This window comes from Paenibacillus sp. FSL E2-0178 (assembly GCF_038593005.1).
Classification (GTDB): Bacteria; Bacillota; Bacilli; order Paenibacillales; family Paenibacillaceae; genus Paenibacillus_AQ; species Paenibacillus_AQ phytohabitans.
Genome location: NZ_CP151953.1, coordinates 1,426,466 through 1,443,326 on the forward strand (window position 1 = coordinate 1,426,466; position 16,861 = coordinate 1,443,326).

Annotated in this window: 15 protein-coding genes; 6 read left to right on the plus strand and 9 right to left on the minus strand. The window is 50.2% G+C overall.

Features of this window, described 5'->3' with window-relative positions:
• Positions 1-23: 23 nt before the first annotated feature.
• The 3 genes from MHI42_RS06740 to MHI42_RS06750 form a co-directional block, all read right to left on the minus strand.
• Positions 24-401, minus strand: a complete 378-nt coding sequence (locus tag MHI42_RS06740) for a hypothetical protein (protein WP_042136207.1) — start codon at positions 399-401, stop codon at positions 24-26.
• Positions 402-548: 147 nt separating this feature from the next.
• Positions 549-1,172: a hypothetical protein gene (locus MHI42_RS06745; RefSeq protein ID WP_342423243.1), complete on the minus strand. Its 624-nt coding sequence runs from the start codon at positions 1,170-1,172 to the stop codon at positions 549-551.
• 213 nt (positions 1,173-1,385) lie between these two features.
• Complete coding sequence (locus tag MHI42_RS06750; protein WP_042136205.1) at positions 1,386-1,964, minus strand: hypothetical protein; 579 nt, start codon at positions 1,962-1,964, stop codon at positions 1,386-1,388.
• A 685-nt stretch (positions 1,965-2,649) separates the two neighbouring features.
• Here MHI42_RS06750 and MHI42_RS06755 point away from each other — a divergent pair.
• A complete protein-coding gene (locus MHI42_RS06755; RefSeq protein WP_231575354.1) occupies positions 2,650-2,811 on the plus strand; it encodes a hypothetical protein in 162 nt (53 codons plus the stop codon).
• A 55-nt stretch (positions 2,812-2,866) separates the two neighbouring features.
• A complete protein-coding gene (locus MHI42_RS06760) occupies positions 2,867-4,003 on the plus strand; it encodes a hypothetical protein (RefSeq protein WP_042136204.1) in 1,137 nt (378 codons plus the stop codon).
• 156 nt (positions 4,004-4,159) lie between these two features.
• On the opposite strand, the gene MHI42_RS06765 is transcribed toward MHI42_RS06760, so the two are convergent.
• From MHI42_RS06765 to MHI42_RS06775, 3 genes are read right to left on the minus strand one after another with little or no spacing between them, the layout of a single operon-like run.
• Positions 4,160-4,813, minus strand: a complete 654-nt coding sequence (locus MHI42_RS06765; RefSeq protein ID WP_171719780.1) for a YcnI family protein — start codon at positions 4,811-4,813, stop codon at positions 4,160-4,162.
• A 49-nt stretch (positions 4,814-4,862) separates the two neighbouring features.
• Entirely contained in the window at positions 4,863-5,528 is a 666-nt protein-coding gene (locus MHI42_RS06770; protein ID WP_039297122.1) for a response regulator transcription factor, read from the minus strand.
• The gene (locus tag MHI42_RS06775) at positions 5,497-6,348 is read right to left on the minus strand and encodes a histidine kinase (RefSeq protein WP_342423244.1); all 852 of its coding nucleotides are present in this window, start codon (positions 6,346-6,348) and stop codon (positions 5,497-5,499) included. The genes MHI42_RS06770 and MHI42_RS06775 overlap by 32 nt, the downstream gene beginning before the upstream one ends.
• Positions 6,349-6,608: 260 nt before the next feature.
• On the opposite strand from MHI42_RS06775, the gene MHI42_RS06780 reads away from it, so the two are divergent.
• From MHI42_RS06780 to MHI42_RS06795, 4 genes are all read left to right on the plus strand, one after another.
• Complete coding sequence (locus MHI42_RS06780) at positions 6,609-7,304, plus strand: response regulator transcription factor (protein WP_342423245.1); 696 nt, start codon at positions 6,609-6,611, stop codon at positions 7,302-7,304.
• Positions 7,297-8,394, plus strand: coding sequence for a HAMP domain-containing sensor histidine kinase (locus MHI42_RS06785; RefSeq protein WP_342423246.1), 1,098 nt, complete (start codon positions 7,297-7,299; stop codon positions 8,392-8,394). The genes MHI42_RS06780 and MHI42_RS06785 overlap by 8 nt, the downstream gene beginning before the upstream one ends.
• Before the next feature lie 89 nt (positions 8,395-8,483).
• On the plus strand, positions 8,484-9,341 hold the full coding sequence (locus tag MHI42_RS06790) for a M15 family metallopeptidase (RefSeq protein ID WP_342423247.1): 858 nt from the start codon (positions 8,484-8,486) through the stop codon (positions 9,339-9,341).
• A 47-nt stretch (positions 9,342-9,388) separates the two neighbouring features.
• Complete coding sequence (locus tag MHI42_RS06795) at positions 9,389-9,997, plus strand: VanZ family protein (protein ID WP_342423248.1); 609 nt, start codon at positions 9,389-9,391, stop codon at positions 9,995-9,997.
• 39 nt (positions 9,998-10,036) lie between these two features.
• On the opposite strand, the gene MHI42_RS06800 is transcribed toward MHI42_RS06795, so the two are convergent.
• The 3 genes from MHI42_RS06800 to MHI42_RS06810 form a co-directional block, all read right to left on the minus strand.
• Positions 10,037-11,059 (minus strand): hypothetical protein, encoded by a 1,023-nt coding sequence (locus tag MHI42_RS06800; protein WP_171719774.1) that lies wholly within the window; start codon positions 11,057-11,059, stop codon positions 10,037-10,039.
• 19 nt (positions 11,060-11,078) lie between these two features.
• Positions 11,079-12,002 carry a cysteine synthase A gene (gene cysK / locus MHI42_RS06805; protein ID WP_171719773.1) on the minus strand — a complete coding sequence of 308 codons (924 nt, stop codon included), beginning with the start codon at positions 12,000-12,002 and terminating at the stop codon, positions 11,079-11,081.
• Positions 12,003-12,872: 870 nt separating this feature from the next.
• Positions 12,873-16,814 carry a discoidin domain-containing protein gene (locus MHI42_RS06810; RefSeq protein ID WP_342423249.1) on the minus strand — a complete coding sequence of 1,314 codons (3,942 nt, stop codon included), beginning with the start codon at positions 16,812-16,814 and terminating at the stop codon, positions 12,873-12,875.
• Between the last annotated feature and the right edge of the window lie 47 nt (positions 16,815-16,861).

The following is a 16,861-nucleotide window of genomic DNA, read 5'->3' on the forward strand; positions in this document are numbered from 1 at the left end:
TTTCTAAATCATTTCACCTCGCCTTATTCAACATTTAAAATCTCATCATTTATTCTCTTAATTTCTGCCAACATCTTATTCATTCTATCCATGTCAAAAACACCTGTTCTTTTACCTGATAGAAAATAAAGTTTCATCCAATAAGCATCATCCGCTGCAAAAGCCTCAATAGCTTTCCGGATATTATCTTCCGTTAGGCTTCTTACAATAATATCTGGGGGAGACGGTGGCACATAATCAAGCCCTTCCTTGTCCATATACCAATAATAATTTTGGGGTGTAGCCACAACCATAGTGTATGTAACACCATCCTCTAGCTCTACGAAGACATCAATATTGTCGTTTTCTATGTTTTCTATACTTGAAAGATAAGTTGGAAATGTTATGTTGACTATTTTCATAATGAACCTCCTACTTAAATATTCAGCATGTGCTTGCAACTATATTACAATTGAAGCCCGGCAAGTCAGCGAAAGTTACAGTGATTCCATCTTCAGCAAAATGGCGTAGTACTTATAGGTTTTATTTGTAAAATAAATACTCCTTCACTAGTCCCACGGGCTATTATCACCCTTTATATTTTCGCTCAATTTCTCATAACCGATCTCCATTTCAAGATGGTCTCCCAACGCATGAGGAACTGAAAGACTTATCCCCAGTGAATCTTGAGTGAGATAACTAAATATCACTGAATTATTTGCCCCGTCCGCTTCATCTGTATATTTTAAATCATTAAGTAACTCCTGGTCTTTAATCCCGCTCCAATAATCCCTCATAACTCCTTCCTCTCGCAAATTCAAATTGTCATCATAGCTTCTGTAGATTCCATTTTTTAATTCTTGTACGAATGCCTCATCGATCTCCAGTAAGTCGGTTAATTTAACTTTAATTTCTTTATCCACATCTATATTTGTTGTATAAAAAACATTTAACGGATATGCTCCTCCCTTATTAAGAGCTGAACCAATATATTGAATGCTTAGGAACTTATCACTTTTATATGTAATCTGATAGTCTATTTCCAAAGTATTGTGACTATCCAAATCTAATGAATAAGATTCAAGAACACCAAGCGCCTCTACCCGTATCAGGTCATTTATAACTTCTTCCTTTGTATCATTCGGTAAATCAACCAGATTTTGGATATGTAATGTTAATATTGTTTTGAGCATAACTATCACTTTCAACTTTGTAGCTTAATGCAGGAACAGTCTCCCTGTTGTCCCCTTTTTTATAAGAATGAACATTAGTTTCAGCACTACATGATATTAATAAAATGACAATCGGCACAATAATCAATAGCTTGAATCTCACTTCGCTCATCTCCGCCTGAAGAACTTCTAGTCATCGTAATTAGCTATTCTCATATCTCGTATCTGTAGAACTTAACCCTCTCTATCCCAAATACCAGCAGCTACCCGCGTGTAACCCATAAGATCACGCTCACCTGCACCCTCTTCGGTGCCAAAAACCCATCTCGCCACATTATGACTATCAAGATGCATCTTATGAAAATCCTCATCGTAGTCCACAACCACCTCGACGCCTAATGCAGAAACAAGTAAATTATTCACCATTTCAGAAGATAACAATAGGTTCGAAATTTCATCATAGATAGGACGAGTAACATCATTAAGCGTATCTCTGTCTAAGTAATCTATGTATTTTGTATCTAGAGACAGTCCTGCTTCATAGGTGGTTCCGGTCTTACTTAACATCATCACAAACTTATTGGACTGGACTTCACCAAATATTAATATAATTCGGCCTTTCTCAAGAAGCGCGAGGACTTCCGCTATCTCAACATCATGCGGGTGGTTTATTAAGTCGTTGAACTCCCAATTTCCGATAGATTCAATCTGATTAATATTAGCGTTATACCCTCTTTCTTGAACGGCTTCGAATAGCCAACTTAAATCAATTATGCTTTTGGTAAAAGTGATTACATTGAAGTTCGCAGCCATATATCCACCTCCTAAGCACGGTCTACGAGATTTATTTCTAAATTGAGATAAACACTCCTCCAATTGATTTCGATATTAGAAACTTCATACCAACGTCACTTACAGTATAATACATATCCAGCTATAGTAAGACTAAGCAAAATCCAAATAATCTTAACTTTGTGGCTTACGGAAGCGGAACCATGAACACTGTAATATTATATTAGACGAATTAGTATCTGCGAATGAACAGAACCGGCATATTTTGAACGTGGTGATCAGGCAGAACGACGAGCTAATAGCCAGACATGATTTTGAGGCGGACCAGCCTCACTTATTATATTCTGCAAGCAAAACTTTTACTTCCATGGCTGTGGGGATTGCCGTTTATAAGGGATATTGTAAACTTGATGACCTTATGGTAGATTTTTTCCGGAATACTTACATACCTGTACTCACGAAACGGAATTTCTGAAGTGGGACAAATGCCCATTGGGATTCCCCCAAGTTTTCAGGATTACACTGAACTGCAGAGCATTTATCCAGATTCGAACAGCTGTTTCTGAACAAAGGGGCTTGGAACGGACAACAGCTCTTTCCTTCAAGTTATGTAGAACAAGCGACTTCCGTCCAGATGAAGACAGACGATTTCACTCCTGACTTTGCAACCGCAGACTATCAGCAGGGCTATGGATAGCAGCTATGGATGAATTCTTACCCTAATTCATACCACCTGGACGGATCATATGGACAATATGTTGGTGTGCTTCCGGATAAGAATGCCGTGGTTACCTACGTATCTGATGAGCCTGATCATATGACCGGAATTCTTGAGCTTACCTGGGATACATTGGCAGATAAACTGTAGACTACACTGTTTTACCGAAGTAGATGTATTTTACGATAAGAAGGGGCTGACAGAAATGATTGATGCGCAATATTATCTAAATATTTGTGTGGATGCACAGGAACATTATGAACGTTACAAAAAAGAGGCAGAGGATAGTGTGGTTCGGACAGAGTTTGTTACAGATAAAAGATATGATCTGGCACCTTATTGGTTTGAACGCAATACTGACTGCCGGGGAGAGATTACTGAAGAGGACACTGGAGTATATTATGGATTTGATCATGAAAACAGACTTAGAGTGACGTATTGCGATTTTTTAATTGATGGAGTCGGATATACTTCTTATCACCCGGATCATATCATTACACGGCTGTATGTCAGAGAGAAGATAGATTCAATCAAGATTTTTTACGGTAAGGCTGGCAAGCCCGAACATTCAGTAGAATACGATGTGATGCCTGGTCTTGATCTGGAGAGTACAAAAGACAGGTATACCATCGAAGAATATATTTATGAAGAAGAAAGGCTTATTGAAATACGCAATCCTAAATACGTAGGAAAAGATCATTACCAGCATATCGCTAATACTTATTTGAAGTACGATGAATCCGGTGAGCTATATCAAATCTACAACGGAATGAATCAGATGCTGTATAACAATATGAACGAATCTCAAGCACTGACTTTGAGAACAGCATTGATTACTGAAGCCGTAACGGAGTCTATTAATCTTTTAAAAGAATCCGCCCAAAAATTCAGTCATGATAGGCTCTGCTATTTTGGACTTTATCTGAGTAATGATGAATTCAGCGGAGGAAGTGATCCGGAATATTATTCCGGACTTGAGCAGAGAAGGGCGAAACTGCTTGAAGACAAGAAATGTGAGTATACTCTCTGGAATGATACTCAAATGCAGCCGACTTGGTTTACCGGAATTGAGAATGAAGGGCTGCTTGAGAAGCTGCGGACGCTTTATGTATATTGGAATCTTAAAGGCGGGGGTTTATACTGCGAAAAGGAACGACAAGATTTCTGGCAGGAAATTGCTTATTCTTTCAATGAACAGGATTTAACCGGTCAAGTGCCGGTTACTGATGATTTTTTCGTGTTTGTGCACTGGGAAGGTATTGAACTGTATAACGGAGAACTGCAACGGGCGATTCCTGAAGCCAAACTTTCTATACTGCAAGCTAAGGGGTTGCTCCCTTAATGAAAGTTGTTATCCGTTGATTGTGCCCAATCCTATATTATTCCGGGTATGATCAGATTTAGTGTACAAATAACCCCGCGCTGGATGATGGAGCTCACCTTCCTGCACGGGGTTATTATATTACTACAAAGGACGGTTGCCACTTATGCCCCAGCCCTACTCCTTCTTCCCCCGCAGCAAAGCAATCGCCGCCAGCAGGAAGGACAACAACGAGATGCCGAGCGCAATGTACAGCATCGGTGACACGCTGGAGCTGTTACCCTCTTCCTCCATAATCGCTTCATGCTCGTCCATGGTCATGGTTCCGTTATCCGCCATGTCCATGGAGCCGTGGGAGTGAGTGCCTCCGCCGGAGGCTTCGGCGATCGCCGTGATGGAATGCGGGGATTCCGAGCCTTCTTCGCCGGACCATTGCACCACACTGCCATCGGCATAATGCTGATAGGCATTCCAGGCGATATCGCCTGCGGCGGCCGGGTTCTGGACGGTGAAGTAGAAGCGCTGGAACTGTCCGGCCTGAATGCCGTCTCCGTTCGCGATCCAGCTGACCTTGTCGCCATCCACCGTTACGTCCCAGCCGGGAGCAGCCTCATATTGCTTGAATGCAGCTCCTGCCGGAATGCGCAGATCTACCTGCACCGTAGCTATATCTTTCTCAGATGGTACTTTGAGCGTGTAAGTCTCCCAGGCACCTGCACTCGATTGTGCAGGGCTGACGGTTACATGCGCACTGGCTACGGCTGCGAATACCATTAGTGCTGCGGCCGCTGGTACGGCCAGGGCTGCTATTTTGCGAAAAAGTCTGTTCAATTCGATCTCCCCTTCTCTCATATGTAATCCCATTATCATTCTGTAAGCTCTATCTTTTCCCCGGAAAATCCCGCTCCCGTGAAGCCAGTCCCTGCTCCATGGCATACCGGGTGAGTTGAGTGCGGTTCTGAAGCTGGAGCTTCTGGAGAATGTTCTTGAGGTGATTCTTGACGGTGTGCTCAGAGATCCCGAGCGTGGCCGCAATCTCCTTATTCGTTGACCCGGAAGATACACAGCCCAGTATTTCCTTCTCCCGCGCCGTTAATGCCTCCCGCTCCTCCTTGACGGAGGTCACGGCGAACTCTTTCAGAATCTGAAAAGCCAGCTCCCGGCTCAGCGGAACCTCCTCACTTACGATTGCCAGCAAATACTCAATCCAGGTAGACGGAGCCAGATTCTTCAGGAGATACCCCTGAGCCCCCTGCTTGAGCGCTTCGAACAGATAGGAGATTTCATCCGATACGGTGACGATGACAATCTTCACATACGGATATTCCAGCTTAATGCGCCGGGTAGTCTCCAGGCCGTCCATTCCCGGCATCTCGATGTCAATCAGAATCAGGTCCGGCATCCATTGCCCCGTCCAGACGATCGCCTCCGCCCCGCTCGCAACAGCACCGATCACTTCGAACCGTTCATCCAGCGCCACAATTTCACTCATGGCTTCACGCGCATGCGCATGGTCATCTACGATCAGCACCCGGCAGCGTTCCATCCGTCGTCCCCCCTTTCGCAATCTCTACCACTGTTCCGGCAGAACCGGATTGTAAGTTAAGCTTCCAGCCCATGCTGCGTGCCCGTTCTCTCATAATCTGCAGACCATAGCTCCCGCTCACCGCAAAAGGATCCGCATGCACAAATCCGGCACCGTTATCGGTAACAGCCACGTTCCAATTCAGCCTATCGCCTTGTCCGGAGACGGACACCTTACCTGCGCGCGTATGCTTGCGCACGTTAATAATGGCCTCGCGGATGCAGGACAACAGCTCAGCCTGTTCGACTGACGTTAGCGCCTGCTCGTCCAGATGCCAGTCCAGCGACACCTCAATCATCACTTCCCCGGCTATTCCGGCAAGCTGCTCTTGAATGGACCGCTCCAGGGAGAAGCTCTCTTTGCCGCTGACCGGCACCTTCAGATTGGCAATGGCCTGACGCACATAACGGTTGACTTCGTGAACTGTTTTCTTGATCTGGTCTACACTCTCTGCACTGATCTCACCGTCTTTGCGGTTCTGTTCCAGGCGGTCAATCCGCACGGAGAGCAGAAACAGCGACTGTGCCATCCCGTCATGCAGCTCCTTGGCCAGCAGCTCACGCGCTTCCATCGCCGTAGTTGCCGCCCGCTCCCGTTCCAGCTCCCGCTGGCTCCGTTCAAGCATCCGGAAGAGCGGCAGGAGCAGAATAATACTGAACAGAAAGACAAGCACCGGCGTTAAATAGTTTCCCATGTCCATGGAGATGTACTGCATCAGGAACTGATGCCGCACAAACTCCCAGATGCCGACCATAAGTGTTGGAATGAGCAGGATGAGCACTTTAATTCGGGTATACGTCGCTGTCGCCTCCCTAATACTGAAGATAACTTTATCATTACCGGGCCTTCCCCGGCATGACTCTTTCGGGCTATGCCCGGCAATAAATGTTACAAATATAAGTATTTTAAAAATAATCTTATCTCGTCCGGACTCCATACTTACAATAATAGCAGGTCGCGAAACCATATCCGATAGGGTACACTAGGAACAAAGCACAATCAAGTATTCTTTCATGCTGACTATACAGGAGAGACATTGAAATGAAACGTATTACGATTCTTATCGCCGATGATGATGCGGAAATTGCCGAGCTGATCGGACTGCATCTGGAAAAAGAGGGCTATCACCCCATCAAGGTTACAAGCGGCATAGCGGCTGTGCAGGCGGTCCAATCCCAGCATATTGACCTGGCCGTATTGGATATTATGATGCCCGGCATGGACGGGTATGAGGTGACCCGGCAGATCCGGGAGAAGCACGGGCTGCCGATTATTTTTTTGAGCGCGAAGACTTCGGATCTGGATAAAATCACCGGACTTGTCATCGGCGCCGACGATTATATGACCAAGCCGTTCAACCCTATGGAGCTGGTCGCCAGAGTGAATGCGCAGCTTCGCCGGTCCACGCAGCTGAATCAGCCGGTTACGGAGCACAAGGCAGTGCTGGAAACGGGAGGTCTGATCATTGATCCGGACCGCCGGTCAGTCACGCTATACGGACAATCGGTTGAGCTGACGCCGAAGGAGTTCGATATCCTCTATCTGCTGGCCAGCTATCCCAAGAAGGTGTTCAGTGCAGAGCATCTCTTCCGGCAGGTCTGGGGCGAAGCTTATTATGAAGGCGGGAACACAGTCATGGTTCATATCCGCACCCTGCGGAAGAAGCTTGGCGAAGAACAGACCAAAAACACGTGGATCAAAACGATCTGGGGGGTAGGGTACACATTCAATGGCTAATCTGTTCCGCAGCTTCCGCTTCAAAATGATCTCACTGCTCGTTCTGAGCATGATCTGTTCCGGCGCCATTACTTTTGCCCTCTATAAAGTTCTGCAAATGTACTATACCTCACAGGTTAAGCTGGAGGACCCGCTGGCCCGCTTCCGCTGGATGATCGCCAATTTCGGCGACCTCAATTTCTTCCTGATCTTCTTCATCCCGCTGGCTCTGCTGTTCTTCTTCCTGTTCACCAAGCCGTATGCCCGTTATTTCAAAGAGATCTCCCACCATATCCGCCTTCTGGCGAACGGGGATTTCAAGAGCCGCATCAGCATTACTTCCAGCGATGAATTCGAGGATATTGCCGCCGATTTGAATCTGGCCAAGGATAAGCTGCAGCAGGCGGTAGAACGCGGGGATTTCGCCGAGAACAGCAAGGACAAGCTAGTGCTCAATCTGGCCCATGATCTGCGAACACCGCTGACCTCCGTGCTGGGATATCTGGATCTGGTGCTGAAAGACGGGCAGTTAAGCGCCGATCAGGTTAAGCATTATACATCGATTGCCTACACCAAATCGCAGCGGCTTGAGAAGCTGATTGATGAGCTATTTGAGATTACCCGGATGAATTACGGCATGCTGACTGTCCAGAAGCTTCCGCTTGATCTAAGCGAGCTGCTCGTCCAGCTGAACGAAGAGCTGTATCCTGTGCTGGAGAACAACGGGCTGACTGCCCGCCTTGCGCTGGCTCCGCAGATGAGAATATCCGGGGACGGGGAGCTGCTGGCCCGGGTGTTTGAGAACCTGCTGACCAATGCCGTGCGTTATGGCAAAGACGGCCAGTATGTCGATATCCGCTGCAACCCGGAGGGGGAGAACGCGCTCGTCCAGGTGATCAACTATGGGGATAGCATCCCCGGGGAGGAGCTGCCCTTTCTCTTCGATATGTTCTATACCGGCGACCGGGCGCGGACCCATCAGGAAGGCAGTACCGGACTGGGCCTGTTCATTGCCAAAAATATCGTCGAGCAGCACCACGGCACGATCTCTGTCCAGAGTGACACGATCCGCACTCTCTTTGAGGTGCGGCTGCCGGGTCTGCTCAAGTAGAGATTTAAGAAAAACTTTATCTTTACCCCACTTCTTTTTAAATTCACTCCCCTATTCTTATGGACATAGAGTCCAAGGAGGAAGATGAAATGAAGAAGTGGGTTTTTTGGGTTGTTCTTGCCGGTCTGCTTGGGTATGAAGGGCTGTACCAAGGCAGAGAAGCTGTTGTCCCCGGACAGGACATCCCAATCGTTCAAGTCCTTACGGACCACGGCTCCAAGAATCTGACGGTTATCCCTAAAAGCAGGGTTCATCAGGGCAATCTGCTGCTCGTCAACAAAGAATACCCTGTACATAAAGCGGGAGTCAGTAAAGATATTGTGAATCTGTCTGAGCATCAGGAGCTGACCGAGGGCTATGGCCTGCTGGACAACAAGACGATGCTCTCCGAACAGGTAGCGGAGCAATTCTCGATTATGATAGGAGCTGCAGCCGGGCAGGGTGTCCAGAATTTCCTGATCAGCAGCGGATACCGGAACAACCCGGAGCAGAAGCAGCTCTATGAGGAGAAGGGAGCCGAATATTCCCTTCCACCCGGCCATAGCGAGCATAATCTGGGCTTGTCACTTGATATCGGCTCCTCGCAGATGGCGATGAGCCAGGCTCCGGAAGGGCAATGGCTTCGTGACAACGCCTGGGATTACGGATTTATCCTGCGCTATCCTGAAGATAAGAGGGATATTACCGGCATCCAGTATGAGCCTTGGCATTTCCGTTATGTCGGCCTGCCGCACAGCGTCATTATGCGGGATAAGCATTTCACTCTGGAAGAATACCTGGATTATCTGAAGCAGCAGGAGACGATTACCGCTACCGTTAACAATACAGAATATCAGATTTCCTATATAGCGGTCTCTGGAAATACTCCGGTTCCTACCCCTGAAGGCCGACATGTGGAGTTCTCGGGCAATAATATCGACGGCGTTATTATGACGGTATATCCATAAGAGCCAAGCCATATAACAATATAACCTAGAGAAGGCGGTGATGCGGAATGAATCCGGCACACAAACTGAGAATATACGGGTTGCAGGCACTTTTCGCCGTATACATCTATGTACTATTCAAAATCATCTTATTCAAGTTTGGTTCGATTAACTTCAGCTTTCTCTGGCAGCAGCTGCAGAAGAGCCCGGATAACATTGCCGGCAGCCTGCATACAGGAAACTTTGTTCCACTCGCTACCCTGACCAATACGTATCATCATCTGACAGCTACTACCCTGGTTAATTTCGCGGGAAATATCGCCTTGTTTATCCCTTATGGCATATTCCTTGTGCTACTGTCCCCGAACGGGAAAGGCGGCGGCTCTTTCACTGGTGTCCTGCTGCGTTCTTTGGCGTTAAGTGCAGTGCTTGAATGTTCGCAGGCGGTATTCTACATCGGAACCTTTGATGTGGACGATCTCATTCTGAATACCTTCGGCGGGCTGCTGGGGTATATCCTGTTCCGGCCAGTGATCAAGGCATTTAAGCCAAGCGGAAAAAGCGGTGCCGCCAATAAGGACGACCCCGCACCAGCGGATAATAGAAGGATCATCTATGATACGAAGTCTAATCCTCCTGTTATAACCGGCAAAGGCTCCTCTGTCACCAAAAGGTGACGGGGAGCCTTTGTCATCGTTAAGGATTTATATCCCGCCTTATATCGGAGAAGTGTACCGGCCGTACTGGATCTCCAGTTCTTTGAAGGCATTGCCTTGCTGCAGCAGGAAAAAGGAGTTCACACCCTCCGCTCCCCACCAGTTCAGGCCAAGCAATAATCCGTCTGCCGACTGTGCAGCAAACAATAACGAGAACATCTCCGGCCGCATCTCCCCGCCGTCATCGACACGCCAGACCGAATATTCATCGTTATCAATAACCGCAGGATAATCCATGAAGCTGAGCTTACCGTCTTCATTCAGGACAATACTGAACAGCATATCCTTATCCTGTCTTGTGAACTGGACCAGATACAGCTCCCTATTCAGGGCCAGATCAGCCAGCTTCCAGGCAGACTGAATCTCCCGGTGCTTAACGGCAGCTATGCTCTTGCGCACGGGATCTCCGGCGGCAAGCTGCAGAGCAGCCGGGTCAGCCGGTTGAAGCTCCAGCAAGGCAGCCGGCGGGAAGAGGGCGGAATCAGCCAGATAATAGGTTTCATCCGGTTTCGCAGCGCCACCCTCTACCGTATAGACAAATCCGGCCAGATTAGCGAAATTATTCGCCAGCTCCCGTCCATTGCTGTTCTCACTCCCCGCTTGCCGCTTCCCGAACTTCACAGCCAGTACCTGGCCTCCGTTGCCGATAGCGGTATTCAGGGATTCCATCTGCTCCCCGCTCCCGTCTTCCTGCGAGGTCACAAGAATATGACTCCCGGTCTCGTCGGCGAAGCCGAAGACAGGCTGCAGCTTGGCGGGATCAAGGAATGCCGCCAGGGTAGGCGACTCGTCACCTTCGGCGGCTGCAGTAGGGTCCGCCGTTTGCGGGACAGCGGTCTGCTGCGGGACAGGCGACGGACTCTGCGCCACAGGTGATGGCATGGCCGGAGATTCTGCACCGCCTGCATTGTCATTACCGTCTGTCCTTGAACACCCGGACAAGGCGAAGACTACTGCTGCCGTAAGAATAATCAATCCGGCTGCTTTCAACCGGTGCCGGGAACTTCTCTTCACGCGATTCATAGGGTCCCCTCCAGTGGAGTTATTCGAATATACCCATACTAAGGTAGCGTTCACCAGTATCGGGAGCAATGCACAACACGCGCTTGCCATGCCCCAGACGCCGGGCTTCCTGCAAGGCTGTCCATACTGCGGCTCCGCCGGAAGGACCAATCAGGATCCCTTCGGTACTGGCCAACCTCCTTACCATATCCAGTGCATCTTCATCGGATACCTGCACAATCTCATTATAAATGCCGGTATTCAGAATCGCCGGCACGAATCCCGGGCTGGTGCCCACCAGCTTATGCGGTCCGGGCTTGCCGCCGGAGAGCACCGGTGACCCTTGCGGCTCCACGACAACCACGCGGAGCTCCGGCAGCTGCTCACGCAGCGCTTCTCCTGTGCCGGTAATCGTGCCGCCAGTTCCGGACGTAGCTACGAATACGTCCAGCCTGCCTTCCATCTGCTCCAGAATTTCCGGAGCGGTGGTAATGCGGTGAATGTCCGGATTCGCCTGATTCTCGAACTGCTGCGGAATGAAGCTCCCGGCAATCTCTTTGCCCAGCTCTACTGCCTTGGCAATTGCGCCCGGCATCCGCTCTGCCGCAGGTGTCAGCACAACCTCCGCTCCGTAGGCCTTCAGGATATTGATCCGTTCCTTCGTCATATTATCCGGCATGATCAGGATTGCCTTATACCCTTTCGCCGCCGCATTCATCGCCAGGCCGATGCCGGTATTGCCGCTCGTCGGCTCGATGATCGTCCCGCCGGGCTGCAGCCGCCCGTCCAGCTCCGCCTGCAGGATCAGATTATATGCGGCCCGGTCCTTAACGCTGCCGCTGGGATTGAACATTTCCAGCTTCACGTACAGCTCCGCATCCTCCGGCCCGGTAATGCGGTTCAAGCGTACAACCGGCGTACCTCCGATCAGCTCTGTAATATTATTGACTACCAGCTTAGTCATATATATACCTCCCCTATTCCTGTCTTAATCTTCATGCCCGATGTAACATCCATTGTATCGCTACCGGGTGGCACTTGTCGATTTGGCGGCTTCAGAGGGGCTACTCTTAAACCAGAAACCCTGTTAATATCCACGGACAGAATGCTGAACCGCCTATGCCCGCTTGAATAGTCGAGCCAGAGGGCTTGTATGAGTGTACTTAGTGCTGAACGGCGATCTGCGGGGGAATGTGTGGTACGTGGCGCAGGGGATGCGAGAGGTGTGACTGCGGGGGGTGTGGATTGTGGAGGGTGTGGCGGCGTAGCGTGGTTTGCGGGGTGTGTGGATTGCGGAATGTGTGGCGGCGGGGGTGCGTGGCGGCGGGGGTGGATTGCGGAATGTGTGGCGGCGGGGGTGCGTGGCGGCGGGGGCTGCAACCGCGGACACAGGACTAACTAGCAGGGATAACACCGGTAATGTGAGACACAACCGGAATTGTTGTACTTTATGCAGGATTTTCAGCAGATGAGCGAGCCAAATTACGGATTGTTGTACAAAATACAATATTTTTCCTCGGATAAGCAATATAACTCCTTAATTGTTGTATAACATACAATATTTCCTTATTTTAGGTGATATAGAGCCTGAAATGTTGTAAAATATGCAGGATTTCCGCAGTTAGGTGACTGTTTGTACAAACAGTCCTAGACCCGGTTCCAAGATGAACAGATTATGCTGTCCATAGGAGGACAGTTATCCGTTTCAACGGGAAAAACCGCCCCCCGGACACACGGGAGGCGGTTTTTTGCAGCACGCTGAATATCATGCAACTTAGCATAATGCAGCTGAGCAATATTCAGCCATACAATAATCAGCTATACAATTTCAGCCCTACGGATTCACCGTAATCGTAAACGTTGACGTGGTATTTTTAATAGGCGTTACAGTGTTCAGGATCTTCAAGTTGTTGAAGACAACGTTGCCTACCGCCGGGCCTTGGCCGGCTTCTGCCGATTCGTTGGCCCAGATGCCGACTCCGGATTTGGCGTCGAAGGCATCGCCGCTCTTCTGCGCGCCGGAAATCGTAACATTTGTAAAAATCGTGTCCGCTACAGGGAATTGCGGCGAATTGCCGACATAGTTGGTCTGGAACATAATCCCGTGATAGGTCGGATCAATGATATCCACATCGCTGACGCGGATGCCCTGGAACACCTTGGAGGCGGAGAATACCCAGATGGCCGGGAAGGTCTGTGAGCCCCAGAAATGTCCGCCCGCCCGGACGACCGAAATATTCTGGAAATTCGTCGTCGGCGATGCGCCGAAGCCGTTCATGGCATACCCGAAGTCCAGTGAGCTGATCGTAATCCCCGAATAGCAGAGTGTATCCGCAATATAGATGTTGCGGAAGGTGTTGGCATAACCGCCGTAAACGGCTACACCGGCTGCACGCCAGGTCAGGATTGAGGTCAGGTTCTCATATACATTGTCCTTCATGTCCGAGCCGCCGGAATCGATTGCCGAGAACAGCGCGAAGCTGTCATCTCCGGTCGCCCGGGCTTCATTGTTGGACACGAGGTTGTTCGTGCTGCCGTTGGTCATATTGATGCCGTCGGCGAAGGTGTTGCGGATACGGGAGTTTCGGATCACCATGTAGTCGGTATTCGCCCCCCAGTACATACATACCTGATGTTCGGTCCAGATGTTGTCGATCGTAATGTTCGCTACATTGGAGAAGTCGAACACTTTGCCGGGACCGTCTATCCGTGAGGTATAGTTGCCGAAATAGGCAAACCCTGAGAAGGTTGATCCATTCGCTGAATCGGTAGCCCTGAAGCCAACATCCGTATTGGACTGGTTAACCGGCGCATAGAACCGCGTATACCAGGGTCCGGCTCCGACAATTTTAATCGCTTTGCCGTAGACCTGGAACTTGTTCGAGGTTTCATACGATCCGGCTGGAAGATATACACCGGTAAGGTTGCCGGTTGTATCCATACGGACCTTATCAATCGCATTCTGCACGTCCTGGTGCGTGAAGCCGAGCGGAACCGTATATTTGGCCGGGTCCGGATTAGCGATCGGCGCTACCTGCTCCAGGCTGACGAAGTCAATCGCATACTGTGAAGTGTTGGCTGCGTCCTTCTGAAGTCTGATTGTGCTGCCCGCCGGAATGGTGCTGTCGAACATAATATTCGCTTCATCATAGATGTGGCGCGGCGAACCGGCGCTTGGCGAATTGCCCGGGCTGATCTCTGAGCCATACAGCCAGGCGTATTTGGAGTTCAGCGTTATGGCTTTGTTGAATACGCCGTTCACATAGATATTAAGTGTAGCGGTTGTTCCGTCACCGCTTGCCGAGTCCGGAATCGAGAACCGGGTAACGAGCGTGTTGGTGCTGGCTTTGGTGGTGAACTCAACATAGCTGCCTGTAGTATTCAACGTGACTGCTCTTCTGCCCGAGGCTTCACCGGCAAGATCGCCAATATTGCGGTTCGGATTCAGCTTGACTGCTCCACCCCCGACAACCCCGTCCTCCGCTTCATACATATCGTAAGGCATATTGGCCCCGCGTCCAATGTACAGCGACTGATTCTGGATGTTGTTGGCCCGTTTCACTGCCAGTTCATTAGCGTCTGCGGCAATTTCTGTTTTTACATTATATTTCCCGTTCACTGCGGTCCAGGTTCCAAGAGTAACCGGAGCTGTAGTGCTGCCGCTGGCAATGACACCGTTATAAGCACCGGTCAGCGTTTTGATTACCGCACCGGTGGTCGCATCAGTCAAGGTCAGTGTGATGTTATGTGCACCACTTGCCGAGGCTGCCGTTCCCTGATTCTTAATAGCGACTGAGAAGCTCACCGTATTCCCGCCAGCCGGATTCCCCGGCGACCAGCTGACCGGAGAAGCAATCAGATCCGAGCTGGATACGGGATTTACGGTAAGCGATGCGGGATTCAAATAGCTGTTATTCCCTTCATTCAGCTCAATGACGGTGTTGCTCTCGTCGACCTTTGCACTTAAGGCATAGGTTGCGGCATCTTTGGCACCGATGTTCAGCGATACTGTAGCCGAAGCTCCTGCGGCCAGAGCCCCGACTGGTGCTGTCCCGGCAAGTGTGGTACCCAGATAGAAGCTGACGTTTGTTGCTGCCGCTGAAGCAGACCCGGTATTCTTGACGGTAGCATTCAGCGTGATGACATCGGTCTCTACCGGAGCGGAAGGGCTCCAGGACATTGCCGTTACCGTCAGATCCGGATTCGCAGCCGGTGTGCCGATGATCTGAAATTCAGCTACCTGTCCGGCGCTTGAACCGGAGTTCGTGGTGAATTTCAACTGCAGCTCGCTGGCCGTTGCTGTGACAGGAATGGTCACGGAGTTGCCGCTGGCCGGGTTAAAGGTGTACACCGCGGCCGGAACTAGACTCGTGAAGGTTCCTGCAGACTGATTATGACCCAGTACCTGAATGGTTTGGGTACGGGTAGCCCAGGCCGCTGCCGGATTGAGCTTCACAATTACCGAGGTTACATTGGCGTTCGCGCCAAGGTTCACAGTCAGTGTATTTGGATAGCTTCCACCCGCTGCTTCCCAGTACGTATTCAGGTCCCCGTCATTGGCGTTAGCGGGTACAAATGTAAAGACTGAAGATGAGGCATTAACCGCTTTGCCGATTGCCAGGTTCGAGCCAGGACCCGCGCTTGGGGAGGCCGTCGGCGAGGCAATTGGCGAAGGCGTTGGTGTGACAGTTGGGGTTGGAGATGGGGTTGCTGTTGGAGTTACTGCTGGTGTGGCAGTAGGAGCTACGGTAGGTGTAGACGTCGGCGCAACAGTCGGCGTTGGCACTGGTGTGGCTGTCGGCGCTACCGTTGGTGCCACCGTCGGAACGGGGGTTGCTGTAGCCGTCGGGGCCGTTGAGACGGTCAGGACCAGCTGATCCAGATTCACGTTGCCGGAGTCGGACGCATCGTATTTGTAGGCAATCGTGTTATTTCCGGCATTTAACGCCAGGATTTCTGCCTGTGTGGACCAGGTATCCCAGTTGGCCAGATTAGCAAGCGGGGTCTGCTTGATCTTGGTACCGTTCACGTAGACACTCAGCGTCTTGGTGCTGCCGGAGGCATTGGCATACCGCAGCGCTGCGCTGTAATTGCCAGCAGATGCAGCCGAAACGGTGAACGTTGTCGCTGCTCCTTGGGCAAGATAACCATCAACAAACGCCGACCCGGTATAGCCGGTGTGATCTGTGTTGGTTTTGGCCCCGCCGGACAAGGCGGCAGCTTCCGCTTCATAAGTTCCCGGTGTAGAAACCGCAGTTCCGTACACCTCGAGTTCGGATAACTGCGCAGCAGACCAGCCGGTGTTGGCCGTGAAGGTTATTTTAATATAACGGGCTGTTGCAGCAGTGAAATTAACTGTGACTGTGTTAGAGCCGCTGGAAGGATTGAAGCTGTAGGCCGCTGATGCAGCCAGGTTGCTGTAAGAAGCATCATCCGTACTGCCTTGAACGGACAATGTCTGTGTTCTTGCTTCCCAGGCTGACGGCAGCTTGAGTACAACCTGATTGACGCTGCTGCTGGAGCCTAGATCGACCTTGATCCATTGCGGAAAAGCATTGCTGGCACTCTCCCAATACGTCCCCTGGTTGCTGTCATTGGCGTTCGCTGCCACATACACATCACCGACCGAGCTAGCGGTAATCGTCTTGCCTTGAGCCAGATTGCCTGCCGCTGCCCCCACTGCCGGGAATAACGCCAACTGGCCCACACATAGCGCAAGAATCAGACTGTACAGCAGGAATGTCCTTTTCACAGAAGCCTTGTGTCTGGTAATCATCTGCCAACCACCTCCTATAATTTTATGATGCAGCCTTAAAGTATGCG

Excerpts from the sequence above, each read along its gene's own strand:
- MHI42_RS06740 (WP_042136207.1), bottom strand. The coding sequence starts at position 401 with ATGAAAATAGTCAACATAACATTTCCAACTTATCTTTCAAGTATAGAA.
- MHI42_RS06745 (WP_342423243.1), bottom strand. The coding sequence starts at position 1,172 with ATGCTCAAAACAATATTAACATTACATATCCAAAATCTGGTTGATTTA.
- MHI42_RS06750 (WP_042136205.1), bottom strand. The coding sequence starts at position 1,964 with ATGGCTGCGAACTTCAATGTAATCACTTTTACCAAAAGCATAATTGAT.
- MHI42_RS06755 (WP_231575354.1), top strand. The coding sequence starts at position 2,650 with ATGAATTCTTACCCTAATTCATACCACCTGGACGGATCATATGGACAA.
- MHI42_RS06760 (WP_042136204.1), top strand. The coding sequence starts at position 2,867 with ATGATTGATGCGCAATATTATCTAAATATTTGTGTGGATGCACAGGAA.
- MHI42_RS06770 (WP_039297122.1), bottom strand. The coding sequence starts at position 5,528 with ATGGAACGCTGCCGGGTGCTGATCGTAGATGACCATGCGCATGCGCGT.
- MHI42_RS06780 (WP_342423245.1), top strand. The coding sequence starts at position 6,609 with ATGAAACGTATTACGATTCTTATCGCCGATGATGATGCGGAAATTGCC.
- MHI42_RS06785 (WP_342423246.1), top strand. The coding sequence starts at position 7,297 with ATGGCTAATCTGTTCCGCAGCTTCCGCTTCAAAATGATCTCACTGCTC.
- MHI42_RS06790 (WP_342423247.1), top strand. The coding sequence starts at position 8,484 with ATGAAGAAGTGGGTTTTTTGGGTTGTTCTTGCCGGTCTGCTTGGGTAT.
- MHI42_RS06795 (WP_342423248.1), top strand. The coding sequence starts at position 9,389 with ATGAATCCGGCACACAAACTGAGAATATACGGGTTGCAGGCACTTTTC.
- MHI42_RS06800 (WP_171719774.1), bottom strand. The coding sequence starts at position 11,059 with ATGAATCGCGTGAAGAGAAGTTCCCGGCACCGGTTGAAAGCAGCCGGA.
- cysK (WP_171719773.1), bottom strand. The coding sequence starts at position 12,002 with ATGACTAAGCTGGTAGTCAATAATATTACAGAGCTGATCGGAGGTACG.
- MHI42_RS06810 (WP_342423249.1), bottom strand. The coding sequence starts at position 16,814 with ATGATTACCAGACACAAGGCTTCTGTGAAAAGGACATTCCTGCTGTAC.